Source organism: Streptacidiphilus sp. PAMC 29251, assembly GCF_054208735.2.
This window is the reverse complement of record NZ_CM135725.2, coordinates 10,014,146-10,029,437: the sequence shown is the minus strand read 5'-3', so window position 1 is coordinate 10,029,437 and position 15,292 is coordinate 10,014,146. Positions and strand designations below refer to the sequence as shown.

Annotated in this window: 15 protein-coding genes and 1 pseudogene; 6 read left to right on the top strand and 10 right to left on the bottom strand. The window is 67.9% G+C overall.

What is annotated here, in order from left to right; translation table 11 throughout:
* Nucleotides 1-23 precede the first annotated feature (23 nt).
* Nucleotides 24-686: a helix-turn-helix transcriptional regulator gene (locus tag ACXKR8_RS47895; protein ID WP_458270825.1), complete on the top strand. Its 663-nt coding sequence runs from the start codon at nt 24-26 to the stop codon at nt 684-686.
* Nucleotides 687-718: 32 nt separating this feature from the next.
* Complete coding sequence (locus tag ACXKR8_RS47890) at nt 719-1,195, top strand: DUF3291 domain-containing protein (protein ID WP_458270824.1); 477 nt, start codon at nt 719-721, stop codon at nt 1,193-1,195.
* On the opposite strand, the gene eno is transcribed toward ACXKR8_RS47890, so the two are convergent.
* Nucleotides 1,184-2,467 carry a phosphopyruvate hydratase gene (gene eno / locus ACXKR8_RS47885; RefSeq protein ID WP_458270823.1) on the bottom strand — a complete coding sequence of 428 codons (1,284 nt, stop codon included), beginning with the start codon at nt 2,465-2,467 and terminating at the stop codon, nt 1,184-1,186. The two genes, ACXKR8_RS47890 and eno, sit on opposite strands and share 12 nt — an antisense overlap.
* Nucleotides 2,468-2,649: 182 nt before the next feature.
* On the opposite strand from eno, the pseudogene ACXKR8_RS47880 reads away from it, so the two are divergent.
* Both ACXKR8_RS47880 and ACXKR8_RS47875 read left to right on the top strand, forming a co-directional pair.
* A pseudogene (locus tag ACXKR8_RS47880) lies at nt 2,650-3,455 on the top strand (phytanoyl-CoA dioxygenase family protein).
* A 65-nt stretch (nt 3,456-3,520) separates the two neighbouring features.
* Nucleotides 3,521-4,459: a class I SAM-dependent methyltransferase gene (locus ACXKR8_RS47875; protein ID WP_458270821.1), complete on the top strand. Its 939-nt coding sequence runs from the start codon at nt 3,521-3,523 to the stop codon at nt 4,457-4,459.
* Between the two features lie 58 nt (nt 4,460-4,517).
* Here ACXKR8_RS47875 and ACXKR8_RS47870 read toward each other — a convergent pair whose 3' ends face one another.
* From ACXKR8_RS47870 to ACXKR8_RS47855, 4 genes are all read right to left on the bottom strand, one after another.
* Nucleotides 4,518-5,006 carry a DUF6215 domain-containing protein gene (locus ACXKR8_RS47870; protein WP_458270820.1) on the bottom strand — a complete coding sequence of 163 codons (489 nt, stop codon included), beginning with the start codon at nt 5,004-5,006 and terminating at the stop codon, nt 4,518-4,520.
* A 27-nt stretch (nt 5,007-5,033) separates the two neighbouring features.
* Nucleotides 5,034-6,185 carry an ISAs1 family transposase gene (locus ACXKR8_RS47865; RefSeq protein WP_458270819.1) on the bottom strand — a complete coding sequence of 384 codons (1,152 nt, stop codon included), beginning with the start codon at nt 6,183-6,185 and terminating at the stop codon, nt 5,034-5,036.
* 652 nt (nt 6,186-6,837) lie between these two features.
* On the bottom strand, nt 6,838-7,848 hold the full coding sequence (locus tag ACXKR8_RS47860) for an ROK family protein (RefSeq protein WP_458270818.1): 1,011 nt from the start codon (nt 7,846-7,848) through the stop codon (nt 6,838-6,840).
* The gene (locus tag ACXKR8_RS47855) at nt 7,845-7,994 is read right to left on the bottom strand and encodes a hypothetical protein (RefSeq protein WP_458270817.1); all 150 of its coding nucleotides are present in this window, start codon (nt 7,992-7,994) and stop codon (nt 7,845-7,847) included. Before ACXKR8_RS47855 ends, ACXKR8_RS47860 begins: the two co-directional genes overlap by 4 nt.
* 752 nt (nt 7,995-8,746) lie before the next feature.
* On the opposite strand from ACXKR8_RS47855, the gene ACXKR8_RS47850 reads away from it, so the two are divergent.
* On the top strand, nt 8,747-9,145 hold the full coding sequence (locus ACXKR8_RS47850; RefSeq protein WP_458266979.1) for a transposase: 399 nt from the start codon (nt 8,747-8,749) through the stop codon (nt 9,143-9,145).
* A complete protein-coding gene (locus tag ACXKR8_RS47845) occupies nt 9,142-10,176 on the top strand; it encodes an IS3 family transposase (RefSeq protein WP_458274906.1) in 1,035 nt (344 codons plus the stop codon). Before ACXKR8_RS47850 ends, ACXKR8_RS47845 begins: the two co-directional genes overlap by 4 nt.
* Before the next feature lie 270 nt (nt 10,177-10,446).
* On the opposite strand, the gene ACXKR8_RS47840 is transcribed toward ACXKR8_RS47845, so the two are convergent.
* From ACXKR8_RS47840 to ACXKR8_RS47820, 5 genes are all read right to left on the bottom strand, one after another.
* Nucleotides 10,447-11,712 carry an RICIN domain-containing protein gene (locus tag ACXKR8_RS47840; RefSeq protein ID WP_462100177.1) on the bottom strand — a complete coding sequence of 422 codons (1,266 nt, stop codon included), beginning with the start codon at nt 11,710-11,712 and terminating at the stop codon, nt 10,447-10,449.
* On the bottom strand, nt 11,697-12,800 hold the full coding sequence (locus ACXKR8_RS47835; protein ID WP_462100176.1) for a carbohydrate binding domain-containing protein: 1,104 nt from the start codon (nt 12,798-12,800) through the stop codon (nt 11,697-11,699). The genes ACXKR8_RS47840 and ACXKR8_RS47835 overlap by 16 nt, the downstream gene beginning before the upstream one ends.
* A 222-nt stretch (nt 12,801-13,022) precedes the next feature.
* Nucleotides 13,023-13,439, bottom strand: a complete 417-nt coding sequence (locus ACXKR8_RS47830) for a hypothetical protein (protein WP_462100740.1) — start codon at nt 13,437-13,439, stop codon at nt 13,023-13,025.
* Nucleotides 13,342-14,427, bottom strand: coding sequence for an SMP-30/gluconolactonase/LRE family protein (locus tag ACXKR8_RS47825; RefSeq protein ID WP_462100175.1), 1,086 nt, complete (start codon nt 14,425-14,427; stop codon nt 13,342-13,344). Before ACXKR8_RS47825 ends, ACXKR8_RS47830 begins: the two co-directional genes overlap by 98 nt.
* Nucleotides 14,424-15,290 carry a carbohydrate ABC transporter permease gene (locus tag ACXKR8_RS47820; RefSeq protein ID WP_458270813.1) on the bottom strand — a complete coding sequence of 289 codons (867 nt, stop codon included), beginning with the start codon at nt 15,288-15,290 and terminating at the stop codon, nt 14,424-14,426. The genes ACXKR8_RS47825 and ACXKR8_RS47820 overlap by 4 nt, the downstream gene beginning before the upstream one ends.
* Between the last annotated feature and the right edge of the window lie 2 nt (nt 15,291-15,292).

Genomic DNA, 15,292 nt, shown 5'->3' with positions numbered 1-15,292 from the left:
GGCGTTGATTATAGAATCGCCCGGTGAACAGTGAGGATGAAGCACTCGAAGCCGTGGGCGTCCTGGCCGACCCGGTGCGCCGCGGACTGTATCGGCAGGTGGTGGCGACGCCGGGTGCGGTCGGCCGCGACGCCGCGGCCGCGGCGATGGGGATCTCCCGCTCGCTCGCCGCGTTCCACCTGGACAAGTTGGTCGAGGCGGGCCTGCTGGCCGTCTCGTACCAGCGGCTGTCCGGGCGCAGCGGGCCCGGGGCGGGGCGTCCGGCGAAGCTGTATCTGCGGGCTCCGGGCGAACGGTCGGTGTCACTGCCGCCGCGCTCCTACGATGCCGTCGGTCGGCTGCTTGCGACCGTGGTCGACAGTGCCGGGCTCGATCGGGAGCTGCAGTCGGCAGCCCGGGCGGCCGGTGCGGCCGAGGGAGCGGCGCTGGGCAGTGACGTCGATCCGGTCGCGGCCCTGCAGTCGGGGGGCTACGAGCCGTACGGGGACGGAGGGACGGTGCGTCTGAACAACTGCCCGTTCCATGCGCTGGCCGACGAGTTCCCGGCGCTCGTCTGCGGGATGAACCTGGCCTTTGTCGAGGGCCTGCTGACCGGGTGCGCCGGCGGCGGGGACTGGACGGCAGCGATGGACCCGCCGCCGCAGGGGTGCTGCGTCACCCTGATTTCTAAAACAAATGACTCTTGACGATAGAAGGCGGATCCGGCCATGCTGACCCCATGACCACCTACCACCTGGCTCAGGTCAACATCGGACGTATTCTCGCCCCGCTCGACAGCCCCGCGCTGGCCGACTTCGTCGCACAGTTGCCCGAGATCAACGCCCTGGCCGACCAGGCTGCCGGTTTCGTCTGGCGCCTGGTCGACGACCAGGGCGAGGACTCGACCAGCCTGCGGCCCGACGGCGAGGACGACATGCTCCTGATCAACTGCTCGGTCTGGGAATCGGTGCAGGCGCTGAAGGACTTCACCTACCGCAGCGGCCACCTGAGAGTGCTCGGCCGCCGGCGGGAATGGTTCGCGCGGACGTCCGAGCACCACCAGGCACTGTGGTGGGTACCCGTCGGCCACCGCCCGACCACCGCCGAGGCCATGGAACGCATCGCCCTGCTGCGCGAACACGGCGAAGGACCTGACGCGTTCACCTTCCGCAACCCCCACCCCGCACCGACCTCCGCGCAGCGGCTACCGGCGTAGGCCGAGGGCCGCGCTTCCCGCGTAGCGGGCCTGGGTGCCCAGTTCCTCCTCGATGCGGATGAGCTGGTTGTACTTGGCGGTGCGGTCCGAACGGGAGAGCGAGCCGGTCTTGATCTGGCCGCAGCCCGTAGCGACGGCGAGGTCGGTGATGGTGGTGTCCTCGGTCTCCCCGGAGCGGTGCGACATCACGACGGTGTAGCCCGCGCGGTGGGCGGTGCCGACGGTGGCCAGGGTCTCGGTCAGGGTGCCGATCTGGTTGACCTTCACCAGGACCGAGTTGGCCACACCGTCGCGGATGCCCTCACGCAGCAGCGCCTCGTTGGTGCAGAAGACGTCGTCGCCGGTGAGCTGGCAGCGGTCCCCCAGACGTGCCATGAGCAGGCGCCAGCCGTCGAGGTCGTCCTCGGCCATCGGGTCCTCGATGGAGGCGACCGGGTAGCGCGCGACCAGGTCGGCGAGGTAGTCCACATGCTCCTCGACCGTCCGCCGCAGGCCCTCCCCCGTGTAGTCGTACACACCGTCGCGGAAGAACTCAGAGGTGGCGGGGTCCATCACCAGGGTGATGTCCTGGCCGGGCTTGTAGCCGGTACGTTCGACGGCGCCGAGGACGAACTCCAGCGCCTCCTCGGCGGTGCGCAGATTCGGGGCGAAGCCGCCCTCGTCGCCGACGCCGGTGCTGTGGCCCGCGGCGAGCAGGTCCCGGCGCAGGGTGTGGAAGACCTCGGAGCCCATCCGCACCGCCTCGGCGAAGGTGGCCGCGCCGATCGGCGCGATCATGAACTCCTGGAAGTCCAGTGGATTGTCGGCATGCGCGCCGCCGTTGATGATGTTCATCATCGGCACCGGCAGCAGCCGCGCGTCCACCCCGCCGACGTACCGGTACAACGGGAGGCGGTGCGCCGTTGCCGCGGCCTTGGCCACCGCCAGCGAGACGCCCAGGATCGCGTTGGCGCCCAGCCGGGCCTTGTTCGCCGTCCCGTCCAGGTCGATCAGCACGGCGTCGACGCCGGCCTGGTCCTCGGCGTCGAGGCCGACGACCGCGTCCGCGATCTCACCGTTGACGAAGTCGACGGCGCGCCGCACGCCCTTGCCGTGGAAGCGGCCCGGATCCGCATCGCGCAGTTCCACGGCCTCCCGCGCACCCGTGGAGGCACCCGAGGGCACGGCGGCGCGGCCGGTCGAGCCGTCCCGCAGTTCGATGTCCACCTCGACGGTGGGATTGCCCCGGCTGTCGACGATCTCGCGTCCAGTGACCCTGGTGATGGCGGTCATGCTTCCTCCCACATGGCTGGTCTCCCTTGCTCGGTTCACCCCCAGCCTCCCGCGCGGCATTCGCCGGTGACAGCGGCGTGATCGCCACCGTCCGAAAGGATCGTGCCAAGGCGCATGTTCAGTGACCGGCCCAGGCCGTAAACCAGTTGCGGGCTGTCGGGGGCCCGCCGAGAATCTGGCGGATGCCACCAGTTCTGACAGCAGATGAGACAGAGCGGTTCGTCACCGACGGCTTCGTGCACCTCCCGGAGGCGTTCCCCCGCTCGGTCGCCGAGGAGTGCCGGGCATTCCTGTGGCGCGAGACCGGCCTCGACCCCGATGACCCCGGAACCTGGCAGCACCCGGTCGTCAGGCTCGGCGGCTACACGGACGAGCCGTTCCAGCTCGCGGCCACCACCCCGTGCCTGCACCAGGCCTTCGACCAACTGGTCGGCCCGGGCCGGTGGGCGCCGCGAGGGGGGCTGGGCACCTTCCCCGTCCGCTTCCCCCACCCGGACGACCCGGGCGACACCGGCTGGCACCTGGACGCCAGCTATACCCCGATGGCGAGACCGGATCCTGGATCAACCTCCGCTCGCGCGGCCGCGCGTTGCTGATGCTGTTCCTCTTCTCCGACATCGACGCCGACCACGGCCCCACCCGGATCAAAGTCGGCTCCCATCTGGACGTCCCGGCGTTCCTGGAGCCGGCGGGTGAGCGCGGCGTCGAGTTCTTCACCCTCTGCCGCACCCTGGACGCCGCCGGGAAGCTCGACTCACCGGACCGGCCTCTCGCCCTGGCCACCGGCCGCGCCGGCGACGTCTATCTCTGCCACCCCTTCCTGATCCACGCTGCCCAGCCCAACCGGGGCACCCTCCCCCGGTTCATAGCCCAGCCGCCGCTGCTGCCGACCGGCCTCCTCGACCTCGACCGCCACGACGGCGCGTACTCGACCGTCGAACGTGCGGTGCGGCTCGGCCTGGGCGCGCCGCCGACGAGATCTGGATAGGCGTCAACTAGCCTGGACGTAAAAGCAGTTGAGCAGCCCAGCGGCTGCCCGCTAGCGTCGGTCGGGTGACCTATCTGAGCCCTTTGGCCTACCTGCTCGGACTGGAGGGCGCCGCGCTCCTGCGCGGACTGCGCGAAGGCACCGGAGACGCGGCCTTCGTCGACGCCCGCATCACCGAGATCCGCACCCTGCTTGCCGACCACGCGCTCAGCACCGCCGAGGGTGTCGAGGCCACCCCCGGCTCCATCTCCACCGGGGCGGTCTATCAGGACTGGGCTCCCAGCTACGACGGCCCCAACTCGATGATCGAACTCGAGGAACCTCTTGTCCGCGCGATCCTGGCCGACCTGCCGGTCGGCACGGCGCTCGACGCGGCCTGCGGCACCGGGCGGCACGCGGCCCACCTCGCCGAGCTGGGGCATCAGGTCATCGGCGTCGACGCCTCACCCGAGATGCTCGCAATCGCCGCGGGCAAACTCCCGGAGTCCGCGTTCCACCACGGTGAGCTGACTGCGATTCCGCTGCCGGACGGGTCCGTCGATGTCGTCACCTGCGGGCTTGCGCTCTGTCATGTGCCCGATCTGGTCCCGGTCTTCGCCGAGTTCGCACGCGTGCTGCGGCCGGAGGGGCACCTGGTCATCTCCGACCCGCATCTGCTGCTGTCCTATCTGCGGCCCACCGTCGCGCGGGCGGTCGGGGCGGACGGACGCCCCTCCATCCTCACCGAGTACCAGCGGCCGCTGAGCGACTACCTCGCCGCCGCGCTCCCGGTCGGCTTCCAGGTGCGCCACTGCGCCGAGCCGCACATCGCGCGGCAGAAGCCGGCCTCCGACCGGCCTGCCGGGATCGCTGTCGTCGTGCCCGGCTCGTCCGCGCCCCAGGTCGACTGGGATCTGCCCGGCTGGGTGCCGACGGCCTCTGCGCTGGCGATGGATGTGCCCTCGATCGTGATCTGGCATTTCCAGCTGACCGGACAGCGGCCGGGGGCCGAGGGCTCGTCCTGAGCAGCACCGACCTCTCCGTGGACGGCGGCAGGGCCCAGGTGCAACCGGGCTCCTGGGGTCAGCCGACGGTCCAGCCCGGGAGCGTGGGCAGTGCCTGTTCGGCGACCCGGAGTAGCGCCGTGTCGTCGGGAAGCACGTTGTCCTGGCGCCAGATGTCGATCTCGAAGGAGCCGCCGCCGTCCTTCGCGTTCCTGGAGACCAGCAGGCTGCGGGCGATGCCGCCGGGGCCGGTGCTGGCCTTGCTGTCGCCGCCGAAGGTGAAGGAAAGGGCGATGGTCCGGTTCGGGTAGAGGACGGCCGGGTGGCCGAGGACCGTTCTCGGCTGGGCGCCCGTGCCCAGGATCGGGACAGTGCCGGCGATCGAGAGGTCGTCGTAATTCGCCGAGAGCTTCACCGAGTAGGCCCTCAGTTGGACGTGGGCCTCCGGAGCGGCGACCTTGGTGTCGCCCAGGGTCATCCAGTCGGCGTTGCCCGAGGCGCTACTGCGGCGGCAGGACGTCGTGGACGCAGCACGCAAGCCCGGGCTGGACAGCCAGGGGTGTTGCAAAGTCTGATGATCTTGTGATTGCGCTGGTCAGGAAATGGCCAGGAGGTCGAGCGGGCGGGTGAACGGTTCGTAGGAGGCGTGCCGCAGGCCGGCAGCGACGTTCCGGTGGCCAGTTGCCCGGATGGTGTTGATCGCGAGGTTGCGCAGGGTTGCCATGTTCTCGGGGCCGTAGCCGGTGCGGACCTTCGAGGCGTCCTCGCGGAAGGTGGTGTCGCGGACGAAGTGGATCCGGTTCTCGATGGTCCACTGCGAGCGGGCGAGGCGGCCCAGCCGCTGCGGCGACGCGTGATGCGAGGTCAGGTCCGTGATCGCGTAGACGGTCTCGCAGCTGACCCTGCCGGTCTTCAGGTCGGTGCGGTGCCGCAGGATGCGCACGGCCTGGGCGGCGTAGGGGAAGTCCAGGCCGAGGTCCGTGACGGTGAGTGCCCTGGTCACCCGTGTCTCGCGGCGCCCGTGACCGGTCTCTCGGTCATAACGACGCGCGGTGACGTCCTTCCATGGCAGCGCCCGAACTGCACGGTGCAGTTCGGGCTGGTTGGCTTTGATCACAAGCAGGAAGTGGGCCCTCTTCTCCTCGACCAGGAAGCGGGCGTGGGCGCGCTGCGTGTGGAGCGCGTCGGCCGTGACGGTGACCCCGGTCAGGTCGTAGGGCTCCAGGAGCGCGGTGAAGCAGGTGATTTCGTTGGTCTTGTCGGGGACGCGCAGTTGGGTGATGGTCCGGCCCTCGCCAGTCATTGCCGCCAGGAGATGAGCGGCGGGTGAGCTGCCGTGTCGGGAGCCGCGGGCAGCCTTGCCGTCCACCGCCACGCAGTCCGAGCCGGCGGGGTCGGCACCAGTCAGATCGGCGAGGCCGCCCGGGCAGGCCGGGCCGATGACCCGGCGGATCGTGGCGGTACTCGGAGCGATCCGTACACCGAGGCCTCCGGCCACGCGAGTTCCCAGCCGGGCCAGGGCGTGCTGCGGGGCGTTCGCGGCCCACTGCCCAATCGCCGCGAACGACTGCGCCCCGGCGACGACCGCCGAGGCGGCAACCAGCAGCACCGCCACGAACGGGTGACGGACCCCTCGACGTCGACTCGGATCGGGCAGCATCCGCAGCCTCTCTGCCAGCGGAAGTCCCGCCACGCCGTCCAGGACGGGCGACTTGATCAGGCAGACGGTGTCAGACTTGCGGCACATCGAAGCTCCGGTGGTTCGAGGCGACTTGGAGGTCACCTCGTCCAACCGGAGCTTCGTTGCGTTCGTGACCGGCCACTCCCGTCCCCTTGCCCGCCGTGACCTGCAGACTCAACACTCGCGAGGACTTTGAAACGCCCCTGGCTGGACAGCCGCCCCGACCTGTTGCAGATGAATCCGTTCGACTTCGAGCGCCTCGTACGCCAGCCCTTCGAGGCCATGGGCTTCGAGACCTGGGCCTAGCCGCACCCTCCAGGCCATCGTCCTGGAGCACCTGAACATCGACGCCCTAGTCTCAGGGGCCCGAGCTGCCATCCAGATCCAAGCCGGAGGCGTCGCACGTGGCCGCATCCCGCGCCCGAGGGCGGGCATCGCCGGGCCCGGCGCAGATGGAGAATCCTCATGGGGCATCATTGCGGCGATCGGTCCGCCCCCGCGTCTTGACGCTATGGGAGCGGACCGATTCCCCTCAACCGGCCTTATCGGCCTACGTCACATGTGCTACTCCCGGTGTGGAGCACCTATGGACGCTTCGCCATCTGGGCGAAGTCACACTGCCTGCGTGAGCCGTGTTCGGCTGCAGGCGGTACCAGAAGTCCCACCTGCCGTGACGAGGCGCATCGGCGGCAAGACACTGGCGGAATGAGTCAGCATGTCATGGAAGCGAGTACCGCTGGCGCGGGACGGCGGCAGGGGGTCTTACAAGCGCTAGCGCCCGCCCCCGGCCGCGGTTCGGAATCGCCGGGCGATTGCGTGCGTCGAGGGCGAGCAGACCCGCCCCAAGACAGCTGGCTCGACCGTCAAGCGCCCCGCGTACCACTTGGGGCTGCGCCTGGAAGGGGAGCCGCTCGTTCAAGGCAGTGCAGAGGGGGACGAACAGCGACCGCCCGGCCAGAGCCAACTCACCACCGATCACGATGCGGCGGGGATCGAGCAGCGAGACAGCTGCGGCCAATCCGTCCGCGAGGGCGGCAACCGCCTCGCTCCAGATTTCGGCCGCAGCCGGATCACCCGCATACGCTCGCTGCCACACTTCCTCTGCCGTCACCGGTTCACCTGAGGCCTGTCGGTAGCGGCTGGCGATCGCAGACGTCGATGCATAGGTCTCAAGGCAACCGCGGCCACCGCAGGCGCAGCACACACCGTCAGGGCGGGTCACGAGATGACCGAGTTCGCCTGCGCCGCCGTGGCCCCCCATCAGGAGTTGCCCGTCGGCAATGATCGCTGCAGAGATCCCGGTCCCGATGTGCACGAACAAGAGGGAGTGGCAGCCCCGGCCGGCGCCGAGGCGGGCCTCGGCGATTCCGCCGGCGCGCACATCGTTTCCCAGGACGACGGGGACGCCCAATTCCTCCTCGACCCACTGCCGAATCGGCACCTCTCTCCAGCCCAGGTTCGCTGCGAACACACATATTCCTGATACCTCGTCGACGATTCCGGGGACGGCGAAGCCTGCCCCAACCGGATTGAACCGTCGGGCGAGGCCAGCGGCCAGAGCGAGGACGTTCTCAACAACGGCATCCGAACCACACTCTGCTCCAGTCGGCCTGCTCTCCGCATGTACGACGGTACCGTCAGGCGCCATGACGGTGGCCTCGATATGTCTGCCGCCGACATCGACGGCGAGCACAACCCCTGGCACGGGAAAGGGCTTCGGGCCGCTCACAGGATGGCCGACCTAGAGAAGCGGACCTTGTTCGTTACTGCGATGGGCTCTTGTGTACGCGCCAGGTTGGCCAGCGGGTCATCGAAGCCCATCGCGTCGCACCAGAAAGCTACTTGACGGATGGTTGGCTCAGTGATGCTGATCACGCCGGGGTCTACCTCTCATCATCGGGCCGAGGCCGGCGTGAGCCTTTGGCGGCGGTGCATGGGAGTTGCTCGCACCGCCGGGGCGGTGCGCATGATGTTCGCCGAGGAATTCACGGCGACGCCATCGTGAGAAATAAGAGTCGGACGAGATTGCGCATTCCCGCCATTTTGAACACATGGACGTCGCGGGAGGCGCTACTAGCGCTTGGATTCGATTCCGCAGAATGCGGCGTGGCTCTTCATAAGGATAGAAGTTCATGCTTAATATTGCAAACCTTGCACACCTTCCAAGCAGTATTGATCACCCCACGGGCGCTCAGAGTGGATCCGAGCGCCTGACTGAGTTACCGGACACACCTGTCACATCGTCAACTCACGACCCCAGGGTCCAGCTTCTCAATGCTTACGACTGAGTGGCCTGGAGTGGGGGTCTGACCGCCGGCCCGGAACGTGGTCCCAGATACGGTGCCGCACGGATGGAGAGCTAGCCCGGAGGAGTTCCGTGCGCGGTCAGGCCGCGTAACCTGGTGTGATTCGTTGGTCGCGATGTTTCCCCACTGGCTGTTGGCGGCGGTGACGGTGATACGGATCCGCCCCGTCGTCACGGCTGGGAAGTCAATCTCGCGGGTTTACACGGTCCAGTCGTTGCGGTCCCAGGTCAGTAGCACGCCGTGTTCCCTCTCTGACAGTCTCGACTGAGACGTCCGGTTCGTCCGGGTTAGTCTGGATGGGCGAGACAGGAGATTCCCGGCATGGCTTCCAATACCACCACCTCACGCACAGCCCCCGAGCCCGACCCGGCCCCGCGGCCGAAGCGGCGCACGTTCACGGCGGAATACAAGCTGCGGATCGTCGCTGAGTACGATGCCGCCCCCAGCGGGGAGAAGGGCGCGGTCCTGCGCCGCGAGCGGTTGTACCACTCGCACATCATCGAGTGGCGGGCCGCGCGAGACGCCGGAGCGATGGCCACGCTCGCCGACCGGCGGACCTCGCCCGCACGCCCCAAGAGGCCCGCCGAAGCAGCCGAGGCCGAGCGGCTGCGCAAGAGGCTGGCCGTCGTGGAACGGGAGCTGGCGCAGAAGGACGCCGCCCTGGAGCTGCTGGGAAAAGCTTCCGCACTCTTGGAACTGCTCTCCAAGAGTGCGGGCTGAAAGCCGAGGCCGAGCAGGTCGCCGACGAGCTCTTCCAGTCGCTGGAGCGGGAGTTGAACACCACTGCGGCCTGCCGGCTGACCGGTCGCTCACGGGCCACGCACTACCGTCGGCTCAACCCGCCCCCGCCGCGCGAGCGCGCTCCGCGCCCCTCGCCGCCCTCAGCTCTGGCTCCGGCGGAGCGCGCGCGGATCCTGGCACTGATGAACAGCCCGGCCTATGCCGAACTGGCACCTGCCCAGATCTGGGCGCGCGAACTGGACGAGGGCCGCTACTACTGCTCAGTGCGCACGATGTACCGGATCCTGGAGGCCCAGGGCCAGACCGGCGAGCGCCGCCGCCAGGCCACCCACGCCGCCAAGTCCATCCCCGAACTCGTGGCCACCGCCCCCTCGCAGGTCTTCAGTTGGGACATCACCAAACTGGCCGGACCAGACAAGGGCATCTGGTACCACGCCTACGTCATCATCGACATCTTCAGCCGCTACGTCGTCGGCTACACCGTGGAGATGGCCGAATCGGCCGAGCGCGCCGAGGAGTTGATCAGCGAGACCGTCGAACGCAACGGCATCGCCCCCGAGCACCTGCACGCGGACCGCGGCACCTCGATGACCAGCAAGAAAGTCTCGCAGTTGCTCATCGATCTGGGCGTGACGCGCTCGCACTCGCGCCCCAAGGTCTCGAATGACAACCCGTACAGCGAAAGCCAGTTCAAAACCACGAAGTACATGGCCGACTACCCGGCGCGGTTCGACTCCCTGAACCACGCACGCGAGTGGTTCGACTCATTCATTGCCTATTACAACCATGAGCATCGCCATTCGGGCATCGGGCTGCACACGCCTGCGTCCGTGCACTTCGGCACCGCCGGCCAAGTCCAGGACCAGCGCGCCGTCACGCTCAACGAGGCATACGCCCGCCACCCCGAACGCTTCGCCCGCCGCCCCCGCCCGCCCAAGATCCCCGATCAGGCGTGGATCAACGACCCCGCCAAACGCAGAGAACCCGAATCAGCACAACAGAGCGCATAACCGTACGAACGTCTCATTTGACTTGACACGTTCCGGTTTGAGGGCCTGCCAACTGCTTCCGTTCCCACCGGTGCGACCGTGATCATGTGGTTCGCTGCGGGAGCTGCTGAGGCGGGGACAACGGCTGGGAGCAACGGTGTGGCGAGTGCGACGGCGACCAGTGCCGCGAGCCAGTTGAATACTCGCACGTATGACCTTGTGTGGGGTCGGTTCTCTTCTGGGTGTGCGGCGCGCGGGCACAGCCGGGTGCGCGCCGCACACCCGGACCGGTTACTGAACGCCGGCCCTGACCCATTCCTGACTTGACGTCAGGCTGCAGGCGTTCTGGACGAGCACGGCCAGGGAACTGGTCGACGAGGTCTGCACGTCGAGGCATTTGAGGCTCTGGGCGGCCTGGAGGCGCCAACTGCCGTTGCCGACGTCCTGGAGAGCCCACGACTGGCTGGTGTCAGTACTGCACGGTAGTTGCACGACCCCGGCCCCGTCGGCCTGGCTCGCTCCGGCGACGGTGAGGCACATGCTGCTCTTGACGTTGATCACGTGTTCGTAGCCGTTGCCGAGGTCCTGGAAAGACCACAGCTGGTTGCTGGTTCCGAAGTACGGGTATTGGATGATCGGATTGCCGGCGGCAATGGAGCCGTCTTTGTCGTCGACCGCCAGTCCGCTGTTGACGTTCTTGAGGGACCACGCGGTGTAGGCGGGGGTGATCGTGAGCGCGCCGAGTGGGTGCCAGCCAGTGGCGGTGGGGGTGTCCGCGAGGGCGAGGTTGATGGCAGGGGTGTTGCCCTGGGTCGTGTCGACGATGGCGGTGGCGAGCTGGTAGGTACCTGCCGGCGCGTTGAACATCGCTGGGACGGTACTGGTGACCGGCGCGCCCTTGATCCAGGTGCCGGGGTCGGTGTTGGGGTCCACGTACTGGGCGGCCACGGTGCCGTCGGGGTTCAGCAGCGCGTAGGAGACCTTGTATTTCTGGTTCCAGCCGTGGAGGTCGTTGGGGAGTTCGCCGACACCGGTGTTGGACCAGGTGGTGTCGATGGGTACCGCAGCGCCAGCAATGGTACTGGTGGGGTAGCTGGCTTGATGGGGGGCGAGGCGGTAGCCGCCGTTGAGGGCGAAGTCCTGGACGAGGCCGGGGTTGTCGCGGACCCAGCTGATGAGGTCGGTGGTGGGCCAGCGCAGGTCCAGAGTGTTGGCGTGGATGTTCTCGGCATCCGCGACAACGCGGGTCAGGACGGTGCTCAGCCCGTCGGTGGCGATAGCGCCGTCGCACGAGGTCGTGGGGCGCAGCACGAAGTTCTGGTAGCAGTTCTCACCGAACACCGGGGTCGCCGGGAAGTGCTCCGTGATCGCGTCCTGCGCGCTCTGCGGGAAGTAGGCCGCACTGCCGAGACTGTCGCGGCGGATCGCGAACCCGCTGGCGAGGACCTGGTCCTGCGCGGCGACGGGGAAACTGCCGCCCCCGTAGCTGAGGTTCAGCAGCACCCTCGTGAAGGCGCTCGCGTACAGGCCGGTCGCCCAGGTCAACGTGGGCGCCACGTCAACGCCGGCAAGCTGGACATTGTTCCCCTCCCCCACCATCCGAGACCCGTGGTGTCGACGAAGTCGGTGACAGAGGGATCGTTGAACCGGGCCGCGAACGCCTGCAGGAACGTGGTGAACTTCTGGCGGTACACCGGATCGTTCAGCATCGGGTCCGGGAAGCCGGTGTCCGACAGCACCGGAGCCTTTGCTGCGCCGTCGTCGAACACGAACTGCGGCGTCGCCTGGCTCGTGTAGTCCTGACTGTCCTCGATGATCCGGAACGACAGCCTCAGACCCCGCTGCCGCGCACCGTCGACGATCGCGATGAAGTTCGGGTCGTCCTGCCAGGCATAGTGCCCCTCGGTCGGCTCGAACGCCGACCACGGCATCCGGATGTACAACTCACCCGCCACCGAACGATACGGATCGACCTCACTCCAAAACGTAGCGGCATCCGGAAACGCACCACTCGTGCTCTCCATGTACAACTGCCAGCCCATCGCCGGGTTCTTCACCACACTCGTCGAATCAGCCTCCGGTACGACGGTGGTCCAGTCGGACAGCGGGGTGAGGCTGAGGTCATCGCAGTAGCCGGGGGCGGTTCCGGTGTCCTTGTCGCAGAAGACCGTGACCTGGGTGTTACTGGCGCCGGTGGTGAACTGGACGTCGGCCTCGGTGTAGGTGGCGGCGGTGACGGTCGCGATCTCACCGGGGCCGCCGTAGTTGTTCTTGATGCCCAGGACCATTGCCTCGCCAGCGGCTCCGGATTTGAGCCAGCCGGAGAGGCGGTAGGTGGTGTGAGGCTGGACGGTGACAACCTGCTCCGCTGAGGCGGGCGGTGCGATGATCTTCAGTCCGTAGCTGCCGGTGCGGGGGCTGTTGGAGCTGACCTGGGAGTTGTTCCAGGCGTACCACGGGGAGAGCGTCCCGGACTCGAAGCCGGGGTTCCCGATGAGGTTGATGGGTGGGGTTGGTGCCGCAGCTGCCGACGCCGTGGGGGTGACGACGAAGCCCGCGGCAATGGAGGTGAGCGCGAGAAGGACCAGGCCGATGGGTCTCCTGAGACGCGTGGAGCGTGAGGGTCTGCGCAGAGGATGGATCACTGCCGTTCTCCTGGGGTGGGGGTGACCGGAGGCTGTTGTGTCCGGTTGGCCGCCAGTCTCTTCTTCCACCTAAAGTGCGTCAAGAGAATGGACGAACCTTTAGATAAAATTGGCAGCTCATCCAATATATCCCACCTGTTTGGACCATCCTCTTGCCCTATCCTGCTTTACCGCAAAGAGTATGGCCGCAGCCAGGAGTGGCTACGGCCATGTGATAGAGAGTCACCTGCCCCAACGGGGTCGGTCTCGGTGACGGGTATCGCTGCAATGCGGTGGACCTGGTTGTTCACACAGGCCGCAGCGCCGGCGCGGCCGTGAGTGGATGTCGATGCCGGGCATCAGGTCGCGCAGGGCCCGGGTGGTCTGGTCGCGGCCCCATAGTTTTCGGCGGTAGTTGGCGTCGAAGGAAACAGTCGTGCCGTTGGCGCGAGCGCGGGCGACTGCGGTTCGCACCGTTTCGGCACCGGCATCGGCGGCGCTGTGGACCTGCTCGGCTGTGAGCACGGTGCCTGCGCTGATCAGTGTGTCGGGGCCAGCGGCTTTACGTGCGGCGGCAATGGCGTCGAGGCTGCCAGGCGTCGGGAGGGTGATCTCCAGGCAGCGCACTCCGCACTCGATGAGTGTGTGGACTGCGGGCAGCAGGTGGGGGCCGTCGCGAGCGCGGAGGATGGCGAGGAGCGGCTGCGCCCGCAGGGTCGGGCGCAGGTTCTGGGCAGGTGTGGTCATCAGGGCGTCCGGTTCGGGAAAAGGGGCCGCGGTAGGGCCTGGCCTGAGGCGCGCGTACGCCGACCCGGACGGTGAGCAGTTGCCCGGCTGTCGGCTGGGTCCGCAGGTCAGCCTGGGTAAGTCCATCGGCGGCTGTGGTGATGACGAGGGTGTCGTCGATGAAGCAGCAGGCAGTGGGGCGGCTGACGGGTGTGTGGACCACCGCGAGGAGGTCGCCTTCCGGGGAGTAGCGGTGGACTGCCCAGCCGTCCCACAGTGCGACCCAGATGCAGCCGTCGTCGTCGACGTCGATGCCGTCGGGGTCACCGTGCCCGGGTGGGAAGGTGATGAGCGGTCGGCGGCCGGTCACCTCCCCGTCGGCGTCCAGGGAGAGGACGTCGAGTCGATGGGTGGCGGTGTCGACGAAATAGGCCCGCGTGCCGTCAGGGCTCCATCCGATGCCATTGGAGATGGTGACGTCGTCCAGGATTGCGCGGACGGTTCCGTCGGTCTCCAGGCGCAGCAGGCGTCCGGCACCCTGGCGGACGGGTCGGTGCATGCTGCCGATCCAGAAGCGCCCAAGAGGGTCGCAGGCCCCGTCGTTGAAGCGGGTTCCGCGACCGGCCTCGGGGCGGGTGAGGACGGTCACGGTGCCGTGTTCGTCGAGGTGGCACAGCGCGTCGTCGGCGGCGACGATCCAGCCGGTTCCCGGGTCGGCGAGGGGGGTCAGAGCGCCCACCATGCCGCCGACGGGGTAGGTCGCGGTGAGGTTGAGGGCGCCTCGGGTCAGGCGACCGCGGTGCACCGTACCGGCGGGGATGTCGACCCACAGCAGTTCGCCGGTGCGGGAGTCGTGGCGGGGGCCTTCTGCGAGGACACCGCGGTACCCAGCCAGGGGTTGAGCGGTGAGGAGTGAGGTCATTTGCCGACTCCGACGGTCATGCCGGAGATCAGACGCTGACCGAGGACGACGAAGAGGATCAGGACGGGCACCATGATGATCACAACGCCGGCGAACATGCCTCCCCAGTCGCTTCCCTGGAACTGCTCCTGGTCGATGAAGGACAGCAGTGCGGCCGGAAGGGTGCGGTTCGGAGTGCTGGTTGTCATCACGATGGAGAAGAGGGTCTCGTTCCACGCGCTCAGGACCTGGAGGGTGAAGGCGGTGATCAGTCCCGAACGCGCCAGCGGTAGGACGACCTGGGTAAAGGTCCGCAGGGTGCCAGCGCCGTCGATCATGGCGGCCTCTTCGACTTCGAGCGGGAGTGACTTGAAGAAGCCGGTGAGGAGGTAGACGGTGAAGGGGATGGCCAGGCCGATATAGACGAGGATCAGGCCCTGGTTGCTGTCGAGGAGCTTGATGTGGGTGGCGGCCTGGGTTTTGGCGAGGGCCAGGTAGACAGGGATGACGAGGAGTTGGGCGGGTACGCCGATGCCGAGGGCGAACAGGATGGTCAGCGAACCGCCGATACGTCGTCGGCTGCGGGCCAGGGCGTAGGAGGCCGGGGCGGAGATGGCCACGGCGAGGGCGGCGGAGCCCAGTGACACGATGGTGGAGTTGACCAGGGCTTGGCCGAAGCCCCCGGTTTCCCAGGCCCTGGTGTAGTTGCTCCACTGGGGTTCGGTGGGCAGGTCGATCGGATGCTCGAAGATCGATTTGGTGTCGCGCAGGGAGGTCGTCACCATCCACACCAGCAGGAACAGGTCGACGACAACGATCAGCCAGATCACTGCGGTTCCCAGATGGCGTGGCCGGGGTCGGCCCAGTCGGCTCGATGCGATCACGA

Bases quoted from the DNA above. Each gene is read 5' to 3' on its own strand.
- ACXKR8_RS47890 (WP_458270824.1), top strand. From the start codon at position 719: ATGACCACCTACCACCTGGCTCAGGTCAACATCGGACGTATTCTCGCC.
- eno (WP_458270823.1), bottom strand. From the start codon at position 2,467: ATGACCGCCATCACCAGGGTCACTGGACGCGAGATCGTCGACAGCCGG.
- ACXKR8_RS47865 (WP_458270819.1), bottom strand. From the start codon at position 6,185: ATGTGCCGCAAGTCTGACACCGTCTGCCTGATCAAGTCGCCCGTCCTG.
- ACXKR8_RS47850 (WP_458266979.1), top strand. From the start codon at position 8,747: ATGGCTTCCAATACCACCACCTCACGCACAGCCCCCGAGCCCGACCCG.
- ACXKR8_RS47825 (WP_462100175.1), bottom strand. From the start codon at position 14,427: ATGACCTCACTCCTCACCGCTCAACCCCTGGCTGGGTACCGCGGTGTC.